General features: G+C 67.2%; 25 protein-coding genes and 1 tRNA gene. 18 read left to right on the top strand and 8 right to left on the bottom strand.

What is annotated here, in order from left to right:
- Positions 1-185: 185 nt before the first annotated feature.
- The 4 genes from K2Y03_RS05865 (at position 186) to K2Y03_RS05880 (ending at position 5741) form a co-directional block, all read left to right on the top strand.
- A complete protein-coding gene (locus K2Y03_RS05865) occupies positions 186-1886 on the top strand; it encodes an ABC transporter ATP-binding protein (protein ID WP_294089061.1) in 1701 nt (566 codons plus the stop codon).
- Positions 1873-2949, top strand: a complete 1077-nt coding sequence (locus tag K2Y03_RS05870; RefSeq protein WP_294089063.1) for an HlyD family efflux transporter periplasmic adaptor subunit — start codon at positions 1873-1875, stop codon at positions 2947-2949. The genes K2Y03_RS05865 and K2Y03_RS05870 overlap by 14 nt, the downstream gene beginning before the upstream one ends.
- Complete coding sequence (locus K2Y03_RS05875) at positions 2946-4487, top strand: TolC family protein (RefSeq protein ID WP_294089067.1); 1542 nt, start codon at positions 2946-2948, stop codon at positions 4485-4487. Before K2Y03_RS05870 ends, K2Y03_RS05875 begins: the two co-directional genes overlap by 4 nt.
- A 240-nt stretch (positions 4488-4727) precedes the next feature.
- The gene (locus K2Y03_RS05880; protein ID WP_294089069.1) at positions 4728-5741 is read left to right on the top strand and encodes a DUF2806 domain-containing protein; all 1014 of its coding nucleotides are present in this window, start codon (positions 4728-4730) and stop codon (positions 5739-5741) included.
- Between the two features lie 2 nt (positions 5742-5743).
- Here the strand turns inward: K2Y03_RS05880 and K2Y03_RS05885 are convergent.
- A tRNA-Ser gene (locus tag K2Y03_RS05885) sits at positions 5744-5833 on the bottom strand.
- 136 nt (positions 5834-5969) lie between these two features.
- Between K2Y03_RS05885 and K2Y03_RS05890 the strand changes: the two genes are divergently transcribed.
- From K2Y03_RS05890 to K2Y03_RS05940, 11 genes are all read left to right on the top strand, one after another.
- On the top strand, positions 5970-7007 hold the full coding sequence (locus tag K2Y03_RS05890) for a lytic transglycosylase domain-containing protein (protein ID WP_294089072.1): 1038 nt from the start codon (positions 5970-5972) through the stop codon (positions 7005-7007).
- Positions 7007-7801 (top strand): septal ring lytic transglycosylase RlpA family protein, encoded by a 795-nt coding sequence (locus K2Y03_RS05895; RefSeq protein ID WP_294089075.1) that lies wholly within the window; start codon positions 7007-7009, stop codon positions 7799-7801. The genes K2Y03_RS05890 and K2Y03_RS05895 overlap by 1 nt, the downstream gene beginning before the upstream one ends.
- 11 nt (positions 7802-7812) lie before the next feature.
- Entirely contained in the window at positions 7813-8988 is a 1176-nt protein-coding gene (locus K2Y03_RS05900; RefSeq protein ID WP_294089210.1) for a D-alanyl-D-alanine carboxypeptidase family protein, read from the top strand.
- Positions 8985-9611, top strand: a complete 627-nt coding sequence (gene tmk, locus K2Y03_RS05905; protein ID WP_294089077.1) for a dTMP kinase — start codon at positions 8985-8987, stop codon at positions 9609-9611. The genes K2Y03_RS05900 and tmk overlap by 4 nt, the downstream gene beginning before the upstream one ends.
- Positions 9608-10600, top strand: coding sequence for an AAA family ATPase (locus tag K2Y03_RS05910; RefSeq protein ID WP_294089078.1), 993 nt, complete (start codon positions 9608-9610; stop codon positions 10598-10600). Before tmk ends, K2Y03_RS05910 begins: the two co-directional genes overlap by 4 nt.
- Before the next feature lie 29 nt (positions 10601-10629).
- Positions 10630-12192: a methionine--tRNA ligase gene (gene metG / locus K2Y03_RS05915; RefSeq protein WP_294089080.1), complete on the top strand. Its 1563-nt coding sequence runs from the start codon at positions 10630-10632 to the stop codon at positions 12190-12192.
- The gene (locus K2Y03_RS05920; RefSeq protein ID WP_294089082.1) at positions 12192-12974 is read left to right on the top strand and encodes a TatD family hydrolase; all 783 of its coding nucleotides are present in this window, start codon (positions 12192-12194) and stop codon (positions 12972-12974) included. Before metG ends, K2Y03_RS05920 begins: the two co-directional genes overlap by 1 nt.
- Positions 12971-13735 carry an MBL fold metallo-hydrolase gene (locus K2Y03_RS05925; RefSeq protein WP_294089084.1) on the top strand — a complete coding sequence of 255 codons (765 nt, stop codon included), beginning with the start codon at positions 12971-12973 and terminating at the stop codon, positions 13733-13735. Before K2Y03_RS05920 ends, K2Y03_RS05925 begins: the two co-directional genes overlap by 4 nt.
- A complete protein-coding gene (locus K2Y03_RS05930; RefSeq protein WP_294089085.1) occupies positions 13732-14358 on the top strand; it encodes a TIGR02281 family clan AA aspartic protease in 627 nt (208 codons plus the stop codon). The genes K2Y03_RS05925 and K2Y03_RS05930 overlap by 4 nt, the downstream gene beginning before the upstream one ends.
- 35 nt (positions 14359-14393) lie before the next feature.
- On the top strand, positions 14394-15146 hold the full coding sequence (gene mazG, locus K2Y03_RS05935; protein WP_294089087.1) for a nucleoside triphosphate pyrophosphohydrolase: 753 nt from the start codon (positions 14394-14396) through the stop codon (positions 15144-15146).
- A 67-nt stretch (positions 15147-15213) separates the two neighbouring features.
- On the top strand, positions 15214-15939 hold the full coding sequence (locus K2Y03_RS05940) for a YoaK family protein (RefSeq protein WP_294089089.1): 726 nt from the start codon (positions 15214-15216) through the stop codon (positions 15937-15939).
- Positions 15940-15963: 24 nt separating this feature from the next.
- Here K2Y03_RS05940 and K2Y03_RS05945 read toward each other — a convergent pair whose 3' ends face one another.
- From K2Y03_RS05945 to dusB, 6 genes are all read right to left on the bottom strand, one after another.
- Positions 15964-16629 carry an SDR family oxidoreductase gene (locus K2Y03_RS05945; RefSeq protein ID WP_294089091.1) on the bottom strand — a complete coding sequence of 222 codons (666 nt, stop codon included), beginning with the start codon at positions 16627-16629 and terminating at the stop codon, positions 15964-15966.
- A 28-nt stretch (positions 16630-16657) separates the two neighbouring features.
- Positions 16658-17950: a GTPase HflX gene (gene hflX, locus K2Y03_RS05950; protein WP_294089094.1), complete on the bottom strand. Its 1293-nt coding sequence runs from the start codon at positions 17948-17950 to the stop codon at positions 16658-16660.
- Positions 17947-18429 carry an RNA chaperone Hfq gene (gene hfq, locus K2Y03_RS05955; protein WP_294089096.1) on the bottom strand — a complete coding sequence of 161 codons (483 nt, stop codon included), beginning with the start codon at positions 18427-18429 and terminating at the stop codon, positions 17947-17949. The genes hflX and hfq overlap by 4 nt, the downstream gene beginning before the upstream one ends.
- Positions 18430-18516: 87 nt before the next feature.
- Entirely contained in the window at positions 18517-19896 is a 1380-nt protein-coding gene (locus K2Y03_RS05960) for a sigma-54 dependent transcriptional regulator (protein ID WP_294089100.1), read from the bottom strand.
- On the bottom strand, positions 19896-22121 hold the full coding sequence (locus tag K2Y03_RS05965) for an ATP-binding protein (protein WP_294089102.1): 2226 nt from the start codon (positions 22119-22121) through the stop codon (positions 19896-19898). The genes K2Y03_RS05960 and K2Y03_RS05965 overlap by 1 nt, the downstream gene beginning before the upstream one ends.
- Positions 22122-22239: 118 nt before the next feature.
- Complete coding sequence (dusB, locus tag K2Y03_RS05970; RefSeq protein WP_294089104.1) at positions 22240-23238, bottom strand: tRNA dihydrouridine synthase DusB; 999 nt, start codon at positions 23236-23238, stop codon at positions 22240-22242.
- A 91-nt stretch (positions 23239-23329) separates the two neighbouring features.
- On the opposite strand from dusB, the gene K2Y03_RS05975 reads away from it, so the two are divergent.
- Genes K2Y03_RS05975 through K2Y03_RS05985 form a run of 3 tightly spaced genes read left to right on the top strand, consistent with a single transcriptional unit; the run spans position 23330 to position 25571 of the window.
- A complete protein-coding gene (locus K2Y03_RS05975) occupies positions 23330-24493 on the top strand; it encodes a bifunctional 2-C-methyl-D-erythritol 4-phosphate cytidylyltransferase/2-C-methyl-D-erythritol 2,4-cyclodiphosphate synthase (protein WP_294089107.1) in 1164 nt (387 codons plus the stop codon).
- Positions 24490-25044 carry a hypothetical protein gene (locus tag K2Y03_RS05980; protein ID WP_294089110.1) on the top strand — a complete coding sequence of 185 codons (555 nt, stop codon included), beginning with the start codon at positions 24490-24492 and terminating at the stop codon, positions 25042-25044. The genes K2Y03_RS05975 and K2Y03_RS05980 overlap by 4 nt, the downstream gene beginning before the upstream one ends.
- Entirely contained in the window at positions 25041-25571 is a 531-nt protein-coding gene (locus tag K2Y03_RS05985) for a CinA family protein (RefSeq protein ID WP_294089112.1), read from the top strand. The genes K2Y03_RS05980 and K2Y03_RS05985 overlap by 4 nt, the downstream gene beginning before the upstream one ends.
- On the opposite strand, the gene K2Y03_RS05990 is transcribed toward K2Y03_RS05985, so the two are convergent.
- Positions 25517-25993, bottom strand: a complete 477-nt coding sequence (locus K2Y03_RS05990) for a type II toxin-antitoxin system RatA family toxin (protein WP_294089115.1) — start codon at positions 25991-25993, stop codon at positions 25517-25519. The two genes, K2Y03_RS05985 and K2Y03_RS05990, sit on opposite strands and share 55 nt — an antisense overlap.

A 25993-nucleotide genomic window follows, 5' to 3' on the forward strand; every position in this document is an offset into this window, starting at 1 on the left:
GCTCTCGTTCAGCTTGCGCTCATCATTGCTTTGCACAAGCGTGCACCATGCCGCATGGTAGCTCAGCTAGCGGCGGGCCCGTGGGGGGCCATCAAAATCCACGGTTGACGCCGACACACGGCGCATTATGTGCGCCGCAACATGATTGGTGTTTGCCAATCTAACTTTTGGAAGGAACCCGACAGGTGGCAGCACATGCAAAGAAATCGGTGCGGATGCGCGATTTCCTCGCCTGGGCGCGCCCTATCCTGTGGCCGGACAAGCAGTTTTTCTATCTGGCGATCGTCTATGGCATCGCCATCAGCCTGTTGTCGCTGGCAACGCCGATCTCGGTGCAGCTGCTGATCAACAGCATTGCCTATACCGCGATGCCGGTGCCGCTGTTCACGCTCGCGCTGCTGCTTTTCGGCCTGCTGATGGCGACAAACGTGCTCAGCGCATTCCGCACGCACATCATGGAAATTTTCCGGCGCAAGTTCTTCGCGCGGCTGGTCGCCGAAATCACGATGCGTGCGGTACATGCGCGCGACCCGTTCTTCAGTGACGCCCGGCGCGCCGACCTGTTCAACCGCTATTTCGACGTCATGAACGTCCAGAAGTCGATCCCGTCGCTGCTGGTCGGGCTGTTCACCATCGTGCTGCAATCGGCGGTCGGCTTTGTGGTGACGTCGATCTACCACCCGTTCTTTCTGGTGTTCAACCTAGTGTTCATCGCGCTGGTCTGGATCATCTGGCGGGTCTGGTCACGCCCGGCGATGACCGAGATCGTGGCGCTCAGCCATGCGAAATATGATACCGCGCACTGGCTGGAAAGCGTCGGCGCCTCGAACGGCTTTTACAAATCCGGCCGCCATATCGACTATGCGATCCACAAGAGCGACGAGCTGACCGCGACCTATATCGCTGCCGACCGGCGCTACTTCGGCAACCACTTTACCCAGCATATCTTCTACCTGACGCTATATGCTGCGGCGAGCGCCGGTTTGCTGGCGCTGGGTGGCTGGCTGGTGATCCAGGGGCAGCTTTCGATCGGACAGCTGGTGGCGGCCGAGCTGATCCTGTCGAGCATTTTCTACGGCGCGTCGCAGCTGGGGCCGTATCTGGAAAGCTTCTATGAACTGGTCGCCGCGTGCGAGGAGCTGCACCTGTTTATGGAGGTGCCGCAGGAAAGCCGCACGGGAAAAACCGCCCCACATAGCGATGGCGCGGAACTTTGCCTGGCCGATGTGAAAGCCGGCGATATCGCGTTCGATTTCACCATTCCTCAGGGCAAGCGTCTGGTCGCGGCGGCGGAGCCCGACGTGCAGCGCACCTTCGCGCTGTTGCTCAAGCGCCATCGCCGGGCAGACGCTGGCTTCGTCACGCTGGGCGGTGCCGACATTTCCGCGCTCGACATCTATCAGCTGCGCTCCGACGTGATCGTGCTCGACAAGCCGACCACCGTTGAAAGCAGCATCTTCGACTATCTGGACCTGGCGACAGGTGACGCGACGCCGGCCGAGATGATGGAGGCAATCAAGCTGGTCGGCCTGGATCGTCAGATCGGCCGGCTGCCCGATGGTATCCAGACAGTGCTGTCGACAACGGGCTGGCCGCTGGCGCTGCCTGACGTCATGCGACTGAAATTCGCGGCCGCCACGCTCGCTCGGCCGCGCATTCTGGTGCTGTCGCCGCTGTTCGACATGATTGCACGGCCGGACCTGGAGCGGATGCTTGCCGCTTTCAACAGCCGCGACACCACGATGATCTATTTCACCAACCGCGCAACGCCGCCCGTCATGGACGGCTATTTCTGGCTCGGGCGCGACCGGCAGGCGCTGGTTGCGAGCCAGACCGAGTTCGATGCGCTGCGTTATGCGTCGGAGGCCCCCAATGGCGACCGTTGAGAAGGCCCAGTTCGATCAGTTCACCGCGCTGAAGAAGCTGCGGGCACCCAGCATTGCGTGGGTGATCACCACGATGCTGATTATCAGCATCACCTTGTGCATTCTGGTGATGGTGTTCGTCCCGTGGATCCAGACGTCGCCGGGGCAGGGCAAGGTGATCGCGCTCGACCCACGCGACCGGGTGACAAAGATCACCGCGCTGGTGCCCGGCCGGATCGAGGAATTCTTCGTCACCGACGGCCAGCGGGTGAAGAAGGGCGACCCCATCGCCAAGATCGTCGACAACGACCCGATGCTGCTCACCCGGCTCCAGGCCGAACAGGCGCAGGCGCGGGCCGAAATCGCTGCGACGCAGCAGGCGATGTCCACCGCGATCCTCGATGTTACCCGCACCCGGCAGCTGTTCAACGAAGGGCTGGCGGCGCGGCGCGAATATGAATTCGCGATGATCAAGGTGCGCGATTACGAGGCCAAGCTGGCCGATGCGCGCGCCGCGCTCACCCGGGTCGAGGTGAATCTCAACCGGCAATCGGTACAGCTGCTGCGCGCGCCGCGCGACGGGCTGATCATGAATGTGAACGCCGGCGACATCGCCACGCTGGTGAAGGCGGGCGACACGCTGGCGACGATCGCGCCGGAAGAATCCGAGCGCGTGGTGGAGCTGTATATCGACGGGCGCGACGTGCCGCTGATCAAGCCCGGCCGCCGGGTGCGGCTGGAATTCGAGGGCTGGCCCGCCATTCAGTTCAGCGGCTGGCCCTCGGTGGCTTATGGTGTGTTCGATGGCCGCGTGCGCTCGGTCGATGCATCGGCATCGCCCAGCGGCCTGTTCCGCATCATCGTGGAGCAGGGACCGCGCATCGACGGGCGCCCGGGCTGGCCCAAGGAGCCGTTCGTCCGGCTGGGTGCCAAGGTTTCGGGCTGGGTGCTGATGGACCAGGTTTCGGTGGGCTTTGAGCTGTGGCGGCAGCTGAACGACTTCCCGCTGCAGTGGACGCCGCCGGGTGACCCCAAGGCCGCGCAATATCCCGACCTTTATGGCAACAGCACGGACGCGAAATGAGGCTTTCGCGCCGTCTTGCCCTGCCGCTGTTGCTGCTGATTCCGGCCGCCGGGGTGGCGGAGCCGCCACGCGCGGCCGCGCCCAAGCGGCCGGCGGCCAAGGCCAAGGCAAAGCCGGTGGCAGCCCCGCCAGTCACCGCCGCGCCCGCGCCGGAGGCCGCACCGCAATCGCCCGCCGAGGCGGCCGCGGCGCCCAAGTCCCGCACGCTCACGCTCGCCGAAGTGCTCGCCTCATCGCGCCAGTTTCAGCCGCAGATCCAGGAAGCGATCGCCAAGGTGCGCGCGGCGCAGGGCAAGCTGCTGCAGAGCCAGGGCGCGTTCGACACGGTGGTGAAGGCCGAGGGGCAGAGCTTTCTGACCGGCTTCTATTCCGGCTCCACCTTTGCCGGCGGCACGGTTGAACGGCCGATCGAGAGCTGGGGCGGCAGCTATTATGGCGGCTATCGCTTCTCGACCGGGCGCCTGCCGGTTTACGAGGACGAACGCTTCACCAATGTCGTCGGCGAGCTGAAGGCGGGGGTGGCGCTGTCGCTGCTGCGCGACCGGTTCATAGACGCGCGGCGCTTCAACCGGGGCAATGCCGCGATCGATGTCGACATTGCCGAGGCCGAGCGGCTGATCGCCGCGATCACTGTGCAGAGGCGTGCGATTGCCGCTTATAATCTGTGGGTTGCCGCCGGCCTGCGGCTCGACGTGTACCGCGAGCTGCTGAAGCTGGCGCGCGAGCGTCAGGCCGGGCTTGAACGGCAGGTGGAGCTGGGCGGCCGCCCGCGCATCATTCTGACCGAAAACGCCCAGAACATCCTGCGCCGCGAAACGCTCGTCGCGCGCTCGGAGCAGGAGCTGGCGCAGGCCGCCAACACTCTGTCGCTGTTCTGGCGCGACGATAACGGCCAGCCGCGCCGCCCGACGCCCGACATGCTGCCCGACAGCTTCCCGCTGATCCCGCAGCCGGTGGGCGCCACCCGGATGGCGCTGGAGGGGCGGCCGGACCTGAAGGCGCTCGACATGCGCATTGCCCAGCAGACCAACCGGCTGGCGCTCGACCGCAACGAGCTGAAACCCCGGCTCGATTTCAAGGCGGAAGCCTCGCAGGATGTGGGGCCGGTGGGCGCGGGTGGCATTTCCCGCCGGCCGTTCGAGACCAAGGTCGGCCTCAGCTTCAGCGTCCCGCTGGAGCGCCGCGCCGCCAAGGGCCGGATCGAGGCGACGACGGCCGAGATCGACGCGCTGGAGCGCCGCCGCCAGTTCGCCCGCGAGCAGATCGTCGCCGAGATTGACGGCATCGCCATCGATGTCCGCGCGACCGAGCGGTTGTTCCTGCTGGCCGATGAAGAACAGCAGCGCGCCGGCGAAATGGCCGTTGCCGAACGCCGCCGCTTCGGCGCGGGCGCCAGCGACTTCTTCCTCGTCAACGTGCGCGAGGAAGCCGCCGCCGACGCCGCCGTCCGCCGCCTGGACGCAAAGTTCCGCAACATCGTGTCGAACGCCGACCTCGCGGCTGCGGCGGCGGACTTGAAGGCGCTGGGGCTGCAATAACGGCTGGCCTGCGAGTACGTGAAAAATACGGGAAAGCCGTACCGCTGGTGAAGGTGACAGCGTTGCGGTGCACGATCTTCCTGCCGCGCCCATCCCATTAAAAATCGTAGGGCGATCATCAAACGGACTCTGCAGCGTGGCCTCCACTTCTTCGCACTGACGCTGCCAGCGCCTCGCATCCTTAGGGTGCGGAGCGCTTTGCTTATTGTCTCTGTTTGTTCCATGTGTAAGCTTACGGCGATGACGACGCCTGAGCATTCCAACCTACCCGCGCAGATCGCGGACGCGCTGACTGGCATCCCGAAAGCGTTGATCCCAACGAGCGTCAAAGCTCTGGATAGGCTGGTAGGCGCGGCGGTCGACATTCCTGTTGCTTGGCTCGCTCAGAAGAAGGCTCAGATCGACGCGCAAACGCAAGCATACACGTTGGTCGAGAAAGCGATCGCTGATGCCGCTGCTAACTCCGCTGGCGGCGACGCTGAAACCGTGCAGAACGCGGTAAACGTCTTGGTACGCAAAGCGTACCGAAAGCAGATCAACCGGCAGTCCGTTGCAGCAGCCATGGTTGAAGACCTGCGTGCAAGCCCGGCAGAAGAACATCAGGGGGAGTCAACAGCACCACCGCCGAACCTCGACGAAGACTGGCTGAACGTTTTTGAACGTTATGCTGAGGACGCTTCAACTGAGAGAATGCAGAACCTCTGGGGTCGGGTTCTTGCGGGAGAGATTAGGAAGCCAGGTCGCTACTCTATGCGGACGCTTCGTTTCCTATCGGAGTTCTCTCAAGCTGATGGGCTAAAATTCTCTGATTTCTGCACATCTGCCTTTGGCGACGCTGCTCCCGCAGAACTTGTAAAACCGGACAACAAGAGTGACATTCGCGATCTCGTCTATTTAGAGTCGTCTGGGTTGATTCAAGGAGCGAGCGGTCTGGGACTGAAAGTTCAAATAACCTTTGACAGTGCGGGAAACGGGTTTGTGCGCGAAGGATCGCTAGTCATCCTTCTTCAGGGCGCTCCAGGAGAGAGCGTTCGCTATTCGGTATGTCTCCTCACCCCTCTCGGTCAGGAGCTGCTCAGCTTGCTCCCCGGCCGTGATGCGCGCGCCGCTGCTCGCAGAGTGGCAAACGCGATCAAATCACCAGCCATCAGGTCGGCGTTACTTGCCACCATTTCTGGCCCGGAACGTAGCTTGATCCCCATGGAGATACTCTGGCAGTCGCCGCCCGAGCAGGTTGTTAGCCCTTCAGCATGAACTGGCGGAAGAGGTGGGATTCGAACCCACGGACGGCTTGCACCGTCGCTGGTTTTCAAGACCAGTGCCTTAAACCGCTCGGCCACTCTTCCTTGCCGGGCGCGCTGGCGGGGCGCGCCACCGGCTGGCGCTTAGGGCTGATCGCCCCCGGCGCGCAAGAGGCGGATCGACGCCCATCTCAACGAAAGAGGGGTTGCCGGAAAAGCTGCTTGTGGCAAAGCTTTGGCCATGCGTTTGTTGTTCCGTCGTCCGCGTATCGCGCTTGCCGCGTTGCTCGCCGCGCTGGCCGCCATCGGGCCGGCGGCGGCGCAGGATGCGGCGGGGTTCCAGAATTTCCTGGTCACGCTGCGCCAGCAGGCGCTCGCGCGCGGGGTCACCCCGGCGACGGTCGATCAGGTCTTCCCCACGCTGATGCTCGATACGCAGGTGATCGCGCTCGACCGCAGGCAGCCGGCCGGCCCCGCCAACACCCCGCCGCCGATGTTCGAGCCCTATCGCCGCAGCCATGTCGACGCACAGCGCATTGCGCAGGGGCGGCAGGTCTATCAGTCGATGCGCAGCCGGCTGGCGACGATCGAGGCGCAGACGGGCGTGCCCGAATCGATGATGGTCGCGATCTGGGGGCATGAGACCAATTACGGCGCGATCACCGGCAATTTCGACCTGCCCAATGCGCTGGCGACTTTGGCCTATGAGGGGCGACGGCGCGACCTGTTCACCGACGAGTTCATCGCGTCGCTCAAAATGCTCGACCGGGGCGTGCCGCGCGCCCGGCTGAGGGGCAGCTGGGCGGGCGCCACCGGCAATCCGCAATTCCTGCCGTCCGTGTATCTGCGGCTGGCGCGCGATGGCGATGGCGACGGCACCATCGACATCTGGACGAGCGAGGCCGACACACTGGCCTCCATCGCCAATTATTTCGTCAGTGCCGGGTGGCGGCGCGGGCAGGGCTGGGGCTTTGCCGTGTCGGTGCCGTCGTCGCTCGACCGGGCAGCGATCGCCAACCGCACCGTCGCGCCGCGCTGCCCGCGCGTGTTCGAGCGGCACAGCATGTGGAAAACGATGCGCGAATGGCGCGCGCTGGGCCTGGCCCCGGTCAGCAAGCCCTGGCCCGATGACACTGTGATGGCGACCCTGCTGGAGCCGGACGGCATCGGCAAGCCGGGCTATCTGCTGACCGGCAATTACCGCGTCATCCTCGACTATAACTGTTCAAACTTCTATGCCCTGTCGGTGGGCCTGTTGGCGGATGCGGTGGAGCAATGATGCGTTGGGGGATTTTGTTCGGGCTGGCGCTGGCCAGCCCCGCGCTGGCGCAGGAGCCGCCACCGGGCGCGGGGCCGCGCGGCACCAGCCAGGATTTCGGGGCGCAGCGTTATGATGCGGTCGGCTATGCCAGCTGGTATGGCGATGAAATGGCCGGCCAGCCAACCGCTTCCGGCCAGCCTTTCAATCCCGATGCGATCATTGCCGCACATCCCACGCTGGCGCTGGGCAGCTTTGCCGAAGTGACCGCGCTCGACACCGGTCGCACCATCTTGGTGATGATTGCCGATCGTGGCCCCAACATGCCGGGCCGGCTGATCGACCTGTCGCGGGGAGCCGCCCGGCTGCTGGGCAATGACCGGGCCGGGCTGTTGCCGGTGCGGGTGCGCGCTGTGGAGCCGCCCGCGGCCGACCAGACCGCGCTGCGCGCCGGCACCCCCGGTTCGGCACGGCTTGATTCGCCGCCCGCCGTGCTGGTGGCGCTGCGCAAGAAGCTGGGCACGCCGCCCGTCGCCGCGGTCAGCCCGCCGCCGCCGCGCCCTGCCGCTGGCAGACCGGCGCCGGTTGCACCCCGCCCGGCCGCTGCCACCGGCAGCCTGTTCGTTCAGGTCGCCGCTTTTTCCGCCCGCGCCCGTGCAGAGGCGCTCGCCGGCAGCCTGGGCGGCACGGTGACCGCCGCCAACGGGCTGTACCGGGTGCGGCTGGGACCGTTTGCCGACCGTACCACTGCCGAACGCGCCCGTGCCGATGCCGCCGGCCGGGGCTATGGCGATGCCCGCTTGATCCAGGAGTGATGAGTAAAGTGATGAAGAAGTTGCTTGCCGCGTGTTCGGTTGCTGCCACCATATCGTTCATGGCCCTGCCGGGGATGGCGGCGGCGCCCACCTACAGCTCTGCCGCGCCGGTTGCCTATATGGTCGATCTGTCGAGCGGCAGCGTGCTCTATGCCCGCGACGCCGACCGGCGCATGCCGCCCGCCTCGATGGCGAAGATGATGACGGTCTATGTCGCCTTCGAGATGCTGAAGCGCGGCGAGATCAAGCCGAGCCAGCTGATCACCGTGCGGCCGGAAGTGTGGCAGAAATGGCATGGCCCACAGGCGGGATCGACCATGTTCCTGTCGCCCAATGAACAGGTGAGCGTGGAGAATCTGCTCTACGGCGTCATCACCCTGTCGGGGAACGACGCCTGCGTGGTGCTCGCTGAAGGGTTGATGGGCACCGAGGAAACCTTTGCCCAGCGGATGAACGAAACCGCCAAGAAGCTGGGCCTCAGCAACAGCCATTTCGGCAATTCCAATGGCTGGCCCGACAATGGCGTAACCTATGTCACCGCGCGAGACCTGGGCAAGCTGGCCTCGGCGACGATCGAGAACTTTCCGGATCTGTACAAAAAATATTATTCCCGCCCCGATTTCACCTGGGGCAAGACGCTGGGCGGCGCGGCGATCACCCAGGCCAATCGCGACCCGTTGCTCGGCCGTGTCGCCGGTGCCGATGGCTTGAAGACCGGGCACACCGAAGAGGCGGGCTATGGCTTTACCGGCTCGGCCGAGCAGAATGGCCGGCGGCTGGTGATGGTGGTTGCCGGCCTGACCAGCTTCAACCAGCGGATCGAGGAATCGGTGCGCTTCATGGAATGGGGCTTCCGCGCCTGGCAGGGCAAGAAGCTGGTCGCCAAAGGCAAGCGCATCGGCACGGCGGCGGTGCAGCAGGGCAGCGTGGCGAGCGTCGAGCTGGTCGCCCCGCGCGATCTGGCAATCACCGTGCCGCGCGGCGCGACGCCCGATCTGCAGCTGCGCATCGTTTATGACGGCCCGGTCAAGGCGCCTTTCAAGGCCGGTGCCCATATCGCCGATCTGGTGGTGACCTCCCCCGGTCTGCCCAATCAGACCCTGCCGCTGGTGGCGGCGAATGATGTCGCCGAGGCTGGCTTTTTCGGCCGTGCCTGGGCCGGCTTCTGGTCGCTGTTCGGGATGTGAGGCCCGGCAAGTTCATTTCGCTGGAGGGCGGCGAGGGGGCGGGCAAATCGACCCAGGCGCGCGCGTTGCAGGCCGCGCTGGAGGCGCGCGGCCTCCATGCGATCATCACGCGCGAACCGGGCGGAAGCGAGGGGGCGGAGGCGATCCGCACGCTGCTGCTGTCGGGCGATGCCGGCCGCTGGAGCGCGCATAGCGAGGCGCTGCTGTTCGCCGCTGCCCGCGCCGACCATGTCGAGAAAACCATCCGCCCGGCGATTGCGGCGGGCCACTGGGTGATCTGCGACCGGTTTCTGGACAGCAGCCGGGCCTATCAGGGGCTGGCCGGCGGCATCGATGATGCGGCCATCCTGGCGCTGCACGGCTTTGGCTCGCGCGGGCTGCTGCCCGACCGCACCTTCGTGCTCGATCTCGACATGGGCACTGGTCGTGCGCGCACCCGCGCCCGCGACGGTGACCGCGCCGACCGCATCGCCGCGCGCGACGACAGCTTCCATGCCAGCGTGGGCGAGGCGTTCCGCCGCTTTGCCGCTGCCGAGCCCGAGCGCTTCCGCCTGATCGACGCGGGGCGACCGGCCCAGCAGGTGACCGCCGCCATCCTGGCCGGACTGGCGGACTGGCTGTGACGCTGCCGCTGGGCAATGAGGCGGCACTGCGCGCCTTTCGCGCCGCCATGGATTCAGGCGCGCTGCACCACGCCTGGCTGCTCACCGGGCCGCAAGGGGTGGGGAAGGGCGCATTCGCCCGCGCAGTGGGGCTGCGCCTGCTGGCAGAGGCGGTGACCCCGGACAGCCTGGACCCCGGCCTGGAGGTGCCGTCAACGCACCCGGCGCGCGCGCTGATCGCCGCCGGATCGCACCCCGATTATCGCGAGCTGTGCCGCCTGCCCAAGGATGCCGACAAGCCGGAAGGGGAGCTGGCGCGCTCGATCACCATCGCCCAGGTGCGCGCGCTGCAGCCGCTGTTCGCCACCAAGCCCAGCCTGTCCCCGCGCCGCGTGGTGCTGATCGACGCGATCGACGATCTCGAACAGCCCGGTGCCTCCAACGCGCTGCTCAAGAATCTTGAGGAGCCACCCGCCGGCACCATTTTCCTCCTCGTCAGCCATGCGCCGGGGCGGTTGCTGCCCACCATCCGCTCGCGCTGCCGGCGGTTGCGCTTTGACCGGCTGGATGACGACCAGATGCGCACCGTGCTCCGCGATGTGCTGCCGGAAGCGGACGCGACCGAGCTTGCCGCGCTGATCCGTGCAGGCGACGGATCGCCGGGTCGCGCACTGGGCTATGCAGGGCTGGGCATGGCGCAGCTGGATGACGTCATGACGGCCATCGCGCGCACAGGCGATCCGGGCAATGGCCAGCGCGCCGCGCTCGCCAAGACATTGGGCGCAAAGGCCGCGCAGGCCCGCTACGAAGCCTTTCTGGACCGTGTGCCGGGCTTCATTGCCGAACAGGCGAGCGAGCGCACCGGCCCGGCGCTGGCGGCCGCGCTCGATGCCTATGACGGTGCCCGGGCGCTGGCGGTGTCGGCACGCGCGCTGTCGCTCGACGCGCAGGCCACGGTCTATGAAATGGCCGGGCTGGTCGCACGCCTCGCGTCGCCAAGGCTTCAATAGTCGGGCGCGATGCTTTAGGGGGCGCGGTCATGGCCGATCCCTTCTACATCACCACCGCGATCAACTATCCCAATGGGCGGCCGCATATCGGCCATGCCTATGAAGCGATTGCCGCCGATGCCATTGCGCGCTTTCAGCGCCAGGCCGGGCGCGATGTGCGCTTTCAGACCGGCACTGACGAGCACGGGCTGAAAATGGCGCAAACGGCGCGCGACCGGGGTATCTCCACCCGCGCCCTGGCCGACGAGATGTCGGGCCATTTCCGCGAAATGGCGGACCGGCTGAACATCAGCTACAACCGGTTCATCCGCACCACCGATGCCGACCATTACGCCGCCAGCCAGGCGATCTGGCAGGCAATGGCCGCCGCCGGTGACCTGTACCCCGCGCGCTATGAGGGCTGGTATTCGGTGCGCGACGAGGCCTTTTACGACGAGAAGGAACTGACCGAGGGCGAGGGGGGCGTGAAGCTGTCGCCCCAGGGCACGCCGGTTGAATGGACGGCGGAGGAAAGCTGGTTCTTCCGCCTGTCCCGCTATCAGCAGCCGCTGCTCGATTTCTATGCCGCGCACCCGGACTTCATCCGCCCCGAAAGCCGCCGCAACGAGATTTTGCGCTTCGTCGAAGGGGGGCTTAGCGACCTGTCGGTCTCGCGCACCAGCTTCGACTGGGGCGTGCCGGTGCCGGGTGCGCCGGGGCATGTGATGTATGTGTGGGTCGATGCGCTGACCAATTACCTGACCGGCACGGGTTATCCCGGCTGGGACGGTGAGGCGAAGCGCTTCTGGCCGGCAGACCTTCACCTGATCGGGAAGGACATTGTCCGCTTCCACACGGTCTACTGGCCCGCCTTCCTGATGTCGGCGGGGCTGCCGCTGCCGCGCCAGGTGTTCGGCCATGGCTTCGTGCTGGCGCGCGATGGCAGCAAGATGTCGAAATCAGCCGGCAATGTCGCCGATCCGCTGGCGCTGGCCGATGCTTATGGCGTCGATGCGCTGCGCTATTTCCTGCTGCGCGACATCAGCTTCGGGCAGGATGGCAGCTATTCGGCAGAGGCAATCGTCGCCCGCGCCAATGCCGATCTGGCCAACAGCTTCGGCAATCTGGCGCAGCGCACGCTGACCCAGATTTTCAAGAATTGCGACGGCCAGCTCCCCGCGATCAACGGGCAAGAGGATGCCGATCAGGCACTGTTCGCCACAATCGACGCCACGGTGCGCGATGCGATGCCGCGCGCTTATGGCGAGCTGGCGCTGTCGCAGGCGACGGAAAGCTGGATCCAGGCCGTGTTCGCCTGCAACGCCTATATCGACGAACAGGCGCCCTGGGCGCTGCGCAAGACCGACCCGCAGCGGATGGAGACGGTGCTGGCGACGCTCTATATCTGCATCGCCCAGCTGGCGGTGGCGATTGCCCCGGTCATTCCGGCAAGCGCGGCGCGATTGCTCGACGCGATGGGCATTGCGCCCGATCTGCGCAGCTTCGGGGCGATTGGCGGCCATTGGTATGCGCCGCTCGCCGAAAGCGGTTTTCGCCTCGCCCAGCCGGTGCCGCTCTTCCCCCGGCTCGATCCGCCGGCGGAGGAGGCGTGATGTTCGTCGATTCGCACTGCCACCTGAATTACAAGGGGCTGGTCGAGCAGCAGGGCGACATAATCGACCGGGCCCGTGCCGCCGGCGTGGCGACGATGCTCACCATCTCCACCCGCGAGCGCGAATGGGACGAGGTCGTCGCGATTGCCGAGCAGCATGACGATATCTGGGCAAGCATCGGCATCCATCCGCATGAGGCGGACGAGCATGCCCATGTCGACACGGCGACCCTGGTCGCCCGCGCCGCGCACCCCCGGGTCGTCGGCATCGGCGAGACGGGACTCGATTATTATTACGACCATAGCGACCGCGCGCGGCAGGGGGAAAGCTTTCGCGCCCATATCGCGGCGGCGCGCGAGACCGGGCTGCCGCTGATCGTGCACACTCGCGATGCCGAGGACGACACCCTCGCCATCCTGCGCGACGAGAGGGGGAAGGGGGCGTTTCCCTGCCTGATCCACTGTTTCACCGCGAGTGCGGCCTTTGCTGACGCAGCGCTGGCGCTGGGCTGCTACATCTCGATCTCGGGCATCGTGACGTTCAAGAACGCCCGCGACCTGCAGGAGACGGCGGCGCGGGTGCCGCTCGACCGGCTGCTGATCGAAACCGACGCGCCCTTCCTGGCGCCGGTGCCCCATCGAGGCAAGACCGGGGAGCCGGCCTTCGTCGCCGATACCGCGCGCTTCCTGGCCGGGCTGCGCGGGATGGCGGTGGAGGAACTGGCCGAGGCGACCACCGCCAATTTTCACGCGTTGTTCACCAAGGTGGCAGGGGCGCAGTGAAGGTCCGGCTGCTCGGCTCCGGCACGTCGTCGGGCGTGCCGCGCATCGGTGGCGACTGGGGCGAGTGCGATCCGGCAGAGCCGCGCAACCGGCGGACCCGGGCCTCCATCCTGGTCGAAACGGCGCGCACCCGCATCCTGGTCGACACCAGCCCGGACCTGCGCGAGCAGCTGCTGGCGGCCGGGGTGAGCGACCTCGACGCGGTCATCTGGACGCATGACCATGCCGACCATTGCCACGGCATCGACGATCTGCGTCAGCTCTACCATGCTCGCGGCGCGCCGGTGCGCGGGCTGGCCCGGCTGGAGACAATGGCAGCGCTAACCGGCCGGTTTCCTTATGTCTTTCACGGTCGGGCAGGCTATCCGCCAACCGCTTTGATAGAGCCTCTCGTGGACACAATCGAACTGGGCGACATCAAAGTTATCGTTACAGATCAACCACATGGCAATATCACCTCTGCGGGTCTGCGGTTTGAGGGCGAGGGGGTTTCGATCGGATATGCCACCGATTTCAATGAGATGACGGCGGATATGCGCACCCTGTATCAAGACCTTGATGCGTGGTTTGTCGACGCACTTCGCCGCCGGCCGCACCCGACGCACCCCGATCTGGCCCGCGTTCTGGGCTGGATCGGCGAACTTGCGCCCAAACGCGCCATCCTGTGCCACATGGACCAGACGATGGACTATGCAACGCTTGCCAGTGAATTGCCGGACGGTATCGTGCCAGGTTATGACGGCCTGGAGCTGATCCTGTGAGCGACCAATCGGGCAACGCGATCTTCTATCTGGCGCTGCTCATCCTGCCGCTGTCGGCGCTCATCGCGCGGCGCTTGCCGCTGGGGCAGCTGGCGAAGATGGCGCTGGGCTGGGCCGGCATTTTCGCGGTCGCGCTGCTGCTGGTGACGCTGTGGACGCGCAACCGGCCGGCGATCGACGATCTGCTCGTCTCGACCGGGCTGAAACAGCATCTGGTGCGCGGGGGCAGCATCACGCTCGCCCGCAACGAAGACGGGCATTTCTACGCCGATGTCATGCTGAACGGCCAGCCGCACCGGCTGATGATCGACAGCGGCGCGACCGAAACCGCGATCAGCGCGGAGCTGGCCAAGCGCATCGGCGTGCGCCCGGCGGACCGGGTGCCGGGCGGCGAACAGACCATGGTGGAGACCGCCAATGGCACGATCACGGCGGAACCGGGCACGATCGAGACGGTCACGCTCGGCCCGATCACCGCGCGCGATCTGGGCGTGCTGGTCGCGCCCAGCTTCGGCGATGGCGTGCTGGGGATGAATTTTCTCAACCAGCTCAAGGGCTGGCGGGTCGAGGGTGACCGGATGATCCTGAACGCTCCCCCCACCGCGCCCGGTGACTCCATTTAACATAATATATATTATCGGACTGGAAAGGCTGGCGCATGGTAAACAGGCTGGTAACCATCATGGCGCGACTGAGAGACCCCCAGGCCGGCTGCCCCTGGGACCTGGCACAGGATTTCGCCAGCATCGCGCCCTATACGATCGAGGAAGCGCATGAAGTTGCCGATGCGATTGCGCGCGCCGACATGGCGGACCTGAAGGACGAGCTTGGCGACCTGCTGCTCCAGGTCGTGTTCCACGCGCGGATCGCCGAGGAAGCCGGGCATTTCGCCTTTGCCGATGTGGTGAACGCGATCAGCGACAAGATGGAGCGCCGCCACCCGCATATCTTCGGCGATGGCAGCGGCGGCCCGGACCAATGGGAACAAATCAAGGCCGAGGAGCGTGGGCAAAAGGGGCATGACAGTGCGCTGGACGGCGTGGCGCTGGGCCTGCCCGCACTGATGCGCGCCGAAAAGCTGCAGAAGCGCGCCGCGCGCACCGGCTTTGACTGGCCCGATGCCAGCGGCGCGCGCGCGAAGATCGACGAGGAACTGGCCGAAGTCGCCGCCGCCACCGCCGACGATCACCGCGCCGAGGAGATCGGCGACCTGCTGTTCGCGGTGGTCAACTGGGCGCGCAAGCTGGGCGTCGATCCCGAAGCGGCACTGCGCGCGGCGAACGGCAAGTTCGAGCGCCGCTTCCGCGCGATGGAGGCGTCGGCCGGCGATGCGTTTGCGGGGCTGACGCTGGATGACAAGGAAGCGCTTTGGCTGCGCGCCAAGGCGGATGAGGCCGCCGCGCACGGCTGACCACCCACCAATGGCGCGGCCCGGCCAACTGTCGTAACTGCCGGCCGCTGCGCAAGGATAGAGCGAAATGGCCACCACTCACGCCGACCTGGCACCGACACGCATTCTGCAGGTTGGCGCAAGCCTGGCCTTCGTGGCCGGCTTCGTCGACGCTAGCGGATTCGTCGCGTTGTTCGGCCTGTTTACCGCCCATGTGACCGGCAACCTGATCATGATCGGCGTCGAATTGGCGCAAGGCGGACCCGGCGTGTTCGCCAAACTCTGTGCACTGCCAGTGTTCATGGCGGCGGTACTGGCAACGTCGCTCATCGTGGATGCGTGCAACTCACGCGGAATGTCGCCGCTACGGCCACTGCTTGTCGCGCAGCTGTTGCTGCTGCTCGGTTTCATGGCGGCGGGTCTGGCCTGGCCGCCACGCCATGCCGATGGCTGGCGGGAAATCACGACCGGGATGCTCGCGGTGCTGGCGATGGGCGTTCAGAACGCCAAGAGCCGACTGGTCCTGTCGTCCCACATTCCCACCACCGTGATGACCGGCACCGTGACGCAGTTGATGATCGATTTGATCGCCATCGTCCGTCCCGGCCCGGCGGAGCCCCGCAGAACTGCGGCCGCGCGCGCCAGAAAATCGGTACCGGCACTGCTGGCTTTTGCGGCCGGCGCGATTGGCGGCGCCATTTCCTATCTGCACCTATCCTTCTGGTGCGTGCTCATTCCACTCGCCGTGCTGATCGCCCTCATCGCTACCACGCCTGGCGCGCGTCCGCCGGCACCCGGCTCCAGCGTGCGGTGATGCGTTCGCGCCAGGCGCCGCCGGTCACCACGCCATCTCGCCCCCGTCATAATTCCAGAAGCGGCCCGAGCTGGCGGGAGACAGCGCGTCGATCACCCGCATGATTCCTTCGGCGCTTTCCTCGGGCGCAATGTCCGCGCCGGGGCCGCCCATGTCGGTGCGCACCCAGCCGGGGTGGATCATGGCGATCGCAACCCCCTCCCCCGCCAGATCGGCCGCGAGGCACTGGCCGACCTTGTTCACCGCCGCCTTCGACGCGCGATAGGCGACATGGCCGGACCTGGCCGCGCTCATCGACCCCATCTGGCTGCTGATGATGGCGAGCTTCGCCCCGGCCGAGCGCCGCAGCGCCGGCAGCAACGCCTGTGTAACCCGCAGCGGCCCCAGTGTGTTGACGACCAATGTTTCCAGAAAACCGTCAAAGTCCATGTCGAGCGCGGACTGGCGCGCCGGGCCGATGATGCCGGCATTGTTGATGAGAATGTCGACCGGCCCCGCCCCCAGCGCGGCGGCGAAGCGCTCGATCGATGCGCCGTCCGCCACATCCAGCGCGGCAAATCCGGCCTGCGGCACCGCCACTGGCGGCGGCTGGCGCGCGCCGATCACCACATCATGCCCGGTGGCGGCATAAAGGCGGGCGAGCTGAAGCCCGATGCCGCGATTGCCGCCGGTAATCACCACTCTGGCCATCATTCACTCCTCCGGCGGTTGACGCGTTTCAGCCGCTGCGTGTGCCGAACCGGTGCCAATCGCGCTCGCTGAGCCGCACGTCATAGATCATCTGGCCGCCATCGGCCCAATGGTCGAGCACGTCGCCATGCTGGTGGAGCCACGCCGCCCCCGCGCCATCCGCCGCGTCGAGCGCGACGGTGTAGCGCCGGTGCCCCTGCGTCAGCCGCTCAGACAGCAGCGCGAGCAGTGCCTCCACCCCTTCCCCGCTCAGCGCCGAAATCGGCATCGCATCGTCGCGCTTCGCCGCATCGGCCAGCAGCAGCGCGCGCGCGTCCGCATCGAGCAGATCGAGCTTGTTCCACGCCTCGATCCGCGGTGTCGTCTCGGCCACGCCCAGTTCGGCGAGGACATCTTCGACATCCTGGCGCTGCGCCTCGCTGTCGGGGTGCGCCAGATCGCGGACATGGACCAGAATGTCGGCCGACACCACTTCCTCCAGCGTCGCACGGAACGCCGCCACCAGCTGCGTCGGCAGGTCGGAGACGAAGCCCACCGTGTCCGACAGGATCGCCTTGTCGATGCCGGGCAAGTTGATCTGCCGCAGCGTGGGATCAAGCGTGGCGAACAGCAGGTTTTCGGCCATCACCCGGGCGCCGGTCAGCCGGTTGAACAGGGTCGACTTGCCGGCATTGGTATAGCCGACCAGCGCGATCACCGGCCAGGGCGCGCGCTGGCGCCGGTCGCGGTGCAGCCCGCGCGTGCGGCTGACCTGATCGAGCTCGCGGCGCAGCCGGGCCATGCGGTCGCGGATCAGCCGGCGGTCGGCCTCGATCTGCGTTTCGCCGGGGCCGCCCAGAAAGCCGAAGCCGCCGCGCTGCCGCTCCAGGTGCGTCCAGCTGCGCACCAGCCGCCCGGCCTGATAGTCCAGATGCGCCAGCTCCACCTGCAGCCGGCCCTCGGCGGTGGCGGCGCGCTCGCCGAAAATTTCCAGGATCAGCCCGGTGCGGTCGATCACCTTGGCGGCCAGCGCGGTTTCCAGATTGCGCTGCTGCACCGGGGTCAGGCTCGCGTCGAACACAATCAGCTGCGCGTCTTCCATGCGGGCGGCGGCGGCAATGGTCTCGATCTGCCCCTGCCCGATCAGCGTGGCCGGGCGCGGCGTGCGCAGCCGCACCGCGATCCGGTCACGCACGTCGAGCCCGATCGCCAGCGCGAGGCCCGCCGTCTCGGCCAGCCGCGCGTCGGTGTCGCGGGTGGCGCCGCCCTGATCGGGCAGCACGATGATCGTATGCGCGCCACGGGCAAATTCGCCCCGGTCGCGCTCAAAGCCGCTACTCAATCCTCGTCCGCCTCATCGGCCAGGTTGAGCGGGTGCGCGGGCTGCACGGTGGACACCGCATGCTTGTAGACCAGCTGCACCATGCCATCGCGGTGCAGCATCATGCAGAACAGGTCGAACGCAGTGATATAACCCTGCAACATCACACCGTTGACCAGAAACATTGTTACCGGCTCTTCGGATTTGCGGACCGCGTTCAGGAACACTTCCTGCAACAGCGGCGATTTTTTCTGCGCCTCTCCCGCCGAATCGAGGATCGCGTCGACATCGATCGGCGCGGCCGGCATGATCGTGGAAATCGCATGCTTGTAGATCAGCTGCGACTGGCCGTCGCGGCGCAGCAGCACCGAAAAATTGTCAAACCACGTCACCACGCCCTGCAGCTTCACACCCTTGACCAGGAACATGGTGATCGGCGTTTTGGCGCGGCGCAGTGCGTTCAGGAAAAGGTCTTGGAGCGAGGCTTGCTTCTCGGCCATGGCGACCTCCTTGTTATTGGCGCGCCGGGGGGTGGCGCGCAGGCGCAAATGTAGGGGTTCCGCCCCGCGCCGTCCAGTTGCCGCGCGTCAGTCCTCGCCCTTGCTGTCGGTAATTCCCAGCAGCTTCAGCTTGCGGTGAAGGGCGGACCGCTCCATCCCGATGAAGGTCGCGGTGCGCGAGATGTTGCCGGAAAAGCGGCGGATCTGGACGCGCAGATATTCGCGCTCGAAAAATTCGCGGGCCTCGCGCAGCGGCGCGCCCATGATTGCGCTGGCCGCCGGCCCCAGCCCCATGTCGTTCTTGTCGCCCAGAATTTCGGCCGGCAACAGGTCAAGGTCGATCCGGCCGATGCGGTCCCCCGGCGCCAGTATGACGGTGCGCTCGACCAGGTTGCGCAGTTCGCGCACATTGCCGGGCCATTCATGGCTTTGCAGCGCGACCATTGCCTCGGGCGCGATTTCCGGCGTCGGCACGCGGCGCTGCGCGGCATAATGGGCGACGAAATGCTCGACCAGCGGCGGAATATCCTCGCGCCGCTCGGCAAGGCCGGGAATGGTCACCGGCACCACGTTCAGCCGGTAATAAAGGTCTTCGCGGAACCGCCCCTCGGCGATTTCCACGCCCAGGTCGCGCGCGGTGGCGGAGACGACGCGCACATCCACGCGCACCACCCGCTGGCCGCCGACGCGGGTGAAGCTCTGCTCGGTCAGCACGCGCATGATGCGCGCCTGGGTCTGCACCGGCATGTCGGCGATTTCGTCAAGGAACAGCGTGCCGCCATGCGCCTGTTCGAGCAGGCCGGGGGAGACGAGATCGCCCTGCTCCACCCCGAACAACTCCTCCTCCACCCGCTCGGGCGTCATCCGTGCGGCGCTGACGACGATGAAGGGGCCGGCGGCGCGCTGGCTCCAGTTGTGGAGCAGGCGGGCGGCCACTTCCTTGCCGGTGCCGGGGCCGCCGGTGATGAGCACGCGGCTGCCGGTGGCGGCCACGCGCTTCAGCGTCGCGCGCACGGCGTTGATCGCGCTGGAGCTGCCGGTCAGTTCATCCTCGCGGCCGGCCTGCGCGCGCAGCGAGGCGATCTCGCGCTTCATCCGCTCGGTCTCGGTCGCGCGTTCGACCAGCAGCAGCAGCCGCTCCGCCTCGAACGGTTTTTCGATGAAGTCGGCGGCGCCCCGGCGAATGGCGGCCACCGCCGTGTCGAGATTGCCGTGCCCCGAAATCACGATCACCGGAATGCTGGGGTCGCGCCGCTTGATCTCGTCGAGCAGGTCGAGCCCGTCCAGCCGCGAGCCCTGCAGCCACACGTCGAGCAGCACCAGCGACGGGCGCCGCGCGGCAATCGCTTCCAGCGCGGAATCGCTGTCGGCGGCCAGGCGCGTGCCATAGCCTTCATCCTCCAGCACGCCTGCGACCAGTTCGCGGATATCGCGCTCATCATCGACGACAAGAATATCGAGCTTCATCATCCGTTGCTTATTCTGGTGAGCATGGCGGGGCGGCTGTCTTCATCGGCGCACGGCCCCTCGCCCTCGCCGCAGCCGATGCGGGCAAGCGCGGCGGTGTCGAAACTCAGCGTCACCACCGTGCCGCCGCCGGGGCGATCGGCAAAGCTGATGCTGCCCATATGCTCCTCGGCAATGCGCTTCACGATGGCAAGGCCAAGGCCGGTGCCGCGCTGGCGCGTGGTCATATAGGGCTCGACGATCCGGTCGCGTTCCAGCGGCAGGCCGATGCCGGTGTCGCTCACCGACACCACCACCGGCGCCTCGCCGCCGCCGGTGATCGTCATCGTCACGTCGCCGCTGGAATTTTCTTCTTTAACCTCAATCGCCTCAACGGCGTTCTTCACGACGTTCGTCAACGCCTGGGCGATTTGCCGCCGGTCGCACACCAATTGGGGCGGATCGGCACAGTCGAGCCGGAAGCGGATATTGCCATGCGCGACTTCGTGCAGGAACATCACCTGGCGGGCGATGTCGAGCAGTGCCTCCTCGCGGAACACGGGCTTGGGCATGCGCGCGAACGACGAGAATTCGTCGACCATCCGGCGCAGATCGCCCACCTGGCGCACAATGGTTTCGGTCAGGCGCGCAAAAATCGGGTCCTCGGCCGCCACTTGCGCGCCATAGCGGCGCTGCAGCCGCTCGGCCGCCAGCTGAATGGGGGTCAGCGGGTTCTTGATCTCATGCGCGATGCGGCGCGCGACATCGGCCCAGGCGGCGCGGCGCTGGTCGAGCAGCTGCTGGGTGATGTCGTCAAAGGTCAGGATGGGGCCGGCATCGGCCTCGGCAATCTTCACTGCCAGCGTGCGGGTTTCGCCGCGCACGACGATCTGCACCACCGCCTCGCGCGTGTCGCTGTCGAGCAGCCGGTCCAGCTCGGGCGACAGCGCGGCGAGCGGCTGGTCGGGCTCGCTGCCCTCCCCCGCCCCCAGCAAGGTGCGCGCCGAATCGTTGATCAGCCGCACCCGCCGCTCGCGATCGATCGAGACGACCCCGGCCGACACGCCCGACATCACTGCCTCGATCAGCGCGCGGCGGCTGTCCAGCTGGTCATTCGCGGTTACGAGCGCGCCGGTCTGTGCCTCCAGCTGGCTGGTCATCGCGTTGAATGCGCCGGTCAGCGTGCCGATCTCGTCGCGCGCCTTGGGCTGGCGCACACGCACGCTCAGGTCGCCGCTCGCCACGCGCCGCGCCGCTTCCACCAACTCGCCCACCGGCCGCACCAGCCGGTCTGCCACCACCAGCGCCACCCACACCGCCACGCCGACGATGAGCAGCGAGATCAGCAGCAGCGCCGCGTTGAACTGAACCTGCACCGTGCGCGAGCGCGAGATGAGCGCGTGATAATCATCGACAATCGCCTGGCTGCGCCGTAGCAGCATCGTCGTGCGCGCATCGAACACGCGGGTAACGTAAAGGAAATTGTCCTTGCCGAAATCGATGCGGGTCAGCGCGCCCGGCGCTTCCATGCTTTCCACCAGCGCCGCCGCCCCTGGCTGGGCAACGCGCGCGAGCAGTGCCGGCGTCACCACCCGCTGCAGATCGCGGTCATAGGGATCGACCAGCGCCAGCGCGATCAGCTGGCCGTTTGGGGTGCGGTGGAGGATGATCGCCTCCGACAATTCGCGCCGATAGGTCTGCTGGGCGAGGCCATTGACGAAGGCGGGGCTCTCGATCGGATAGACCGACAGATATTTGGCCAGGTCGCCGCTCATCGCGGTCGCCTCGCGCCCCACCCGGTCCAGCTCTTCGCGATAATGGCTGCGCGCGATGACCGAGGCGTCCTCCAGCATGGCGCGCGCGCGGTCCGAAAACCAGAATTCGACGCCATATTGGAACAGCAGCGAGGCGAAGATTACCACCAGCAGCGTCGGCACCGCCGCAATCGCGGAGAACAGCGCGACGAGGCGCACATGCAGCCGGCCATGCCCGCCAATCGGCGAGCGCGCCGCGCGCCGCATCGCGATCCGCCGGCCGAGCAGCACCAGCAGGCCCATGCCGGGCAGCAGATTGGCGACCAGCAGCAGCGCAACCAGAGGCGGGGTAAGCAGGGTGGTGCCGCCGGCGCCACGCGCGATCAGCCACCAGCTGCCCAGCGCCACCACCATCGCGGTGCCCAGCACGGCAAGCTCGACCACCGGCGACAGCCGGCGGGGCTGCTCCTGTGGTTCCGTTATCGCCGCCATGACGCCATCCATCGTTGCATCAATACAACAGGTGGGGCGTTGGCGATACACCCAATGTCGCACGCCGGCCTCACCGGCAACGCTATCGGCCGCGTTGGTGGCAGGAAAAAGGCGCGCGTCAGGCGGCGGCGCGCTGGCGCCACGGGGCGTAGAACTCGGCCAGCATCGCCAGCACCACGCGCGGGTCTTCCTCCTGGTTCACCCGGTTGCGGAACTCGGCCGAGCCGTGCAGCCCGCGCGTGTACCAGCCGATATGCTTGCGCGCGAGGTTGACGCCGGTGGTGGTGCCGTAAAGCGCCAGCATCGCGTGATAATGCTCGACGATGAGGTGATATTGCTCGTCAAGCGAGGGGTCGGGCACGCGCCGGCCGCTGTCGAACCAGGCCATCACCTGCCCCAGCAGCCACGGCTTGCCATAGGCGCCGCGGCCGATCATCACCCCGTCGGCGCCCGATTGCTCCAGCGCGGTCTCGGCATCCTCGATGCTGCAGATGTCGCCGTTCACGATGACCGGCAGGCGCACCGCCTCCTTCACCCGGCGCACAAACGCCCAGTCGGCCGAGCCCTTGTACATCTGGCAGCGGGTGCGGCCGTGGACGGTGATCATCTTGACGCCCAGATCCTCGGCAATGCGCGCCAGTTCGGGCGCGTTCAGGCTGGCATGGTCCCAGCCCATCCGCATCTTGAGCGTAACCGGCACGCTGACCGCCTTCACCGTCGCTTCGATGATCGAAGCGGCCAGCGGCAGGTCGCGCATCAGCGCGGAGCCGGCATCGCCATTGACGATCTTCTTAACCGGGCAGCCCATGTTGATGTCGATGATCGCGGCGCCGCGATCCTGGTTCAGGCGCGCCGCCTCCCCCATTTCGCGCGGGCTGCACCCCGCCAGCTGCATCGACACCGGCTCTTCCACCGGGTCCCACGCCGCCTTTTGCAGCGACTGGCGGGTTTCGCGGATCATCGCCTGGCTGGCGATCATCTCGGTCACATTCAGGCCGGAGCCATAGCGCCGCACGAGCTTGCGGAACGGCATGTCGGTAACGCCCGTCATCGGCGCCAGAAGCACCGGCTGGGCAACCGTTACCGGGCCGATCGAGATAGGACGAAGCTGTGCCATGAAGCGCCTGTTAAAGCGGTGAGCGCATAGCGGCGATCGCGGCGGCTGGCAAGGACTGGCGGCGCTGGCGCCCTTGCGCTAGGCGGCCGGCATGACGTCGCATCGCACCGTAGCGCTCATCGTCGCGGCCGGCACCGGCACCCGGCTGGGCGGCACGATCCCCAAGCAATATGCCCCACTCGCCGGCCGGCCGATGATTGCGCACAGCCTGGAGGCACTTCGCCGCCACCCCGGCATCGACGACGTTCTGGTCGCGATCGGGCCGGGTCAGGAAGCAATGCTGGCGGCGGCCGTCGGCCCTGTGCGCCACATCACCGGCGGCGCGACCCGGCGCGAGTCCGCCCGCGCGGGGCTGGAGGCACTGGCCGCCGAGGGCGTTAGCCGCGTGCTGATCCACGATGCCGCCCGCCCCTTCCTGCCGGCGGCGGTGATCGACCGGCTGCTGGCCGCGCTGGAGACGCACCCGGGCGCGATTCCGGCGCTGCCCGTCGCCGATACGCTGGCGCGCGGCGATGCGGCGCTGGGCGACACGGTGACGCGGGATGGGCTGTGGCGGGTGCAGACGCCGCAGGCCTTCGACTTTGCGGCGATACTGGACGCGCACCGCCGCTGGCCCCACAATGAGGACGCGACCGACGACGCGCAGATGCTGCGCCGGTTCGGCGGCGCGGTGGCACTGACAAAAGGCGATCCGATGCTCGACAAGGTTACCTATCCCGCCGATATCGCCGCGGCCGAGGCGCGCCACGCCGCGCAGCTGATCAGCCGCAGCGCAACTGGCTTCGACGTTCACCGGCTGGAGGCGGGCGAGGAATTGTGGCTGGGCGGCGTGCTGATCCCGCATGACAAGGGGCTGTCGGGGCATAGCGATGCCGATGTCGCGCTCCACGCGATTACCGACGCGCTGCTCGGCTGCACCGGAGAGGGTGACATCGGCACCCATTTCCCGCCCAGCGACCCGCAATGGAAGGGGGCGGCCTCCTACAAGTTCCTGCAGCACGCCGCGGGCCTGATCACCGCGCAGGGCGGCATCATCGATTTCGTCGACCTGACGCTGATCTGCGAGGCGCCCAAGATCGGCCCCCACCGCGAGGCGATGCGCGCGCGGATTGCCGAACTGCTGAGCCTCAGCCCGCGCCAGGTGAGCATCAAGGCGACCACCACCGAGCGGCTGGGCTTTACCGGGCGGGGAGAGGGCATTGCCGCGCAAGCCTGTGCCACGGTCCGCCTGCCGCTGGCGGAGCGCTGCGCATGATGCGCCGGCTCGCCCTGCCCGCCGCGCTGATGCTGGTGCTGGGCACCGGCGCCAGCACCGCCCAGACCATGGCGATGCAGCTCCCCTGCGTCACCGCGCCGGAGGCGGAAGCCGTGATCACGTCGGTGCTCCCCGAAACGGTGGACCAGCTGGGCAGCATCTGCGCGGGCGCGCTGCCGGCGGGTGCGGTGCTGCGTCAGCCGCCGGCCGAGCTGATGGCCCGCTATCGCGCCGATGCCGATGCCGCCTGGCCGGCCGCGCAAGGGGCGGTCGCGCGGATTGCCGGGCCACAGGCGGGCGCGTTGCTGACCGGTGCGGCGGCGCGGCCGCTGGTTGGCGGGCTGATCGCCCCCGTCATCGTGCGCGCGGTACAGCCGGCCGATTGCGCGGCCTATGACCGCATCTTCACGCTCGCCCAGCCGCTGCCGCCGCGCAATCTTGCCGGTATCCTGGTCGCCGCCTGGACGCTGGCCGACAGCCGGCGCGGTGCCCAGTCCACCCCGGCCAGCACCGCCCGCCCGGGGCTGACCCTGTGCCCGGTGCGGCCATGAGCACGCCGGTGGCCGACACGACCCTGCCCGAGCCGCTGCTAACCGCCGCACGCCGCGTGGTGGAGGAAAACCGCGCCGCCGGGCGACGGGTGGCGGTCGCGGAAAGCTGCACTGGCGGGCTGGTGTGCGCCGCGATCACCGAGATTGCCGGCTCGTCCGACGTGCTGCACGCCGGTTTCGTCACCTATTCGAACGACGCCAAGCAGAAGACGCTGAACGTCAGCCCGGACATTCTGGAAACCTTTGGCGCGGTGTCGGTCGCCACCGCCTGGGCCATGGCGCAGGGCGCGCTGGAGGCGGGCGACGCCGATGTCGCGGTTGCCATTACCGGCATTGCAGGACCAGGCGGCGGGTCGGCCAAGAAGCCCGTTGGCACCGTCGTGTTCGCGCGGGCGGAGCGCGGCGCAGACCCGGCCGAGGTGATTGCCGATCAGCGCCAGTTCGGCGATCTGGGGCGCGGCGGCATCCGCCTTCAGGCAGCGCTGGTCGCGCTCGAACTGCTGCTGCCCGGCGGCGGCGCGGCGTAAAGCGCGGCCGCGCGCGCCTCGAACGCGCCGATCATCTTGCGCAGCGCACGGTCGAACACCTGCCCCGCCAGCATTTCGAACACGCGGTTCTTGAACGCGAAATCGACCGAGAAATCAACGAGGCACCCCCCCTGCCCATCGGCCCGGAACGACCAGTCATTCTTCAGATATTTGAGCGGCCCGTCGAGATAATCGACATGGATCGCGCCCGGCCGCTGCTTCGTCACGCGCGAGGTGAAGGTCTCGCGCAGACCCTTGAAGCCCACGATCATGTCCGCCACCATCAGCGTCTCGCTGTCGGAGCGGACCCGGATGGCCGAAACCCAGGGCAGAAACTCCGGATAGCGCGCGACATCGGCGACCAGCTGATACATCTGCTCCGGCGCATAGGGCAGCGCCCGGGTCTCGCTGTGCTTGGGCAT

Origin of the sequence: Sphingomonas sp. (genome assembly GCF_019746015.1) — a bacterium.
Taxonomy (GTDB): Bacteria; Pseudomonadota; Alphaproteobacteria; order Sphingomonadales; family Sphingomonadaceae; genus Sphingomonas.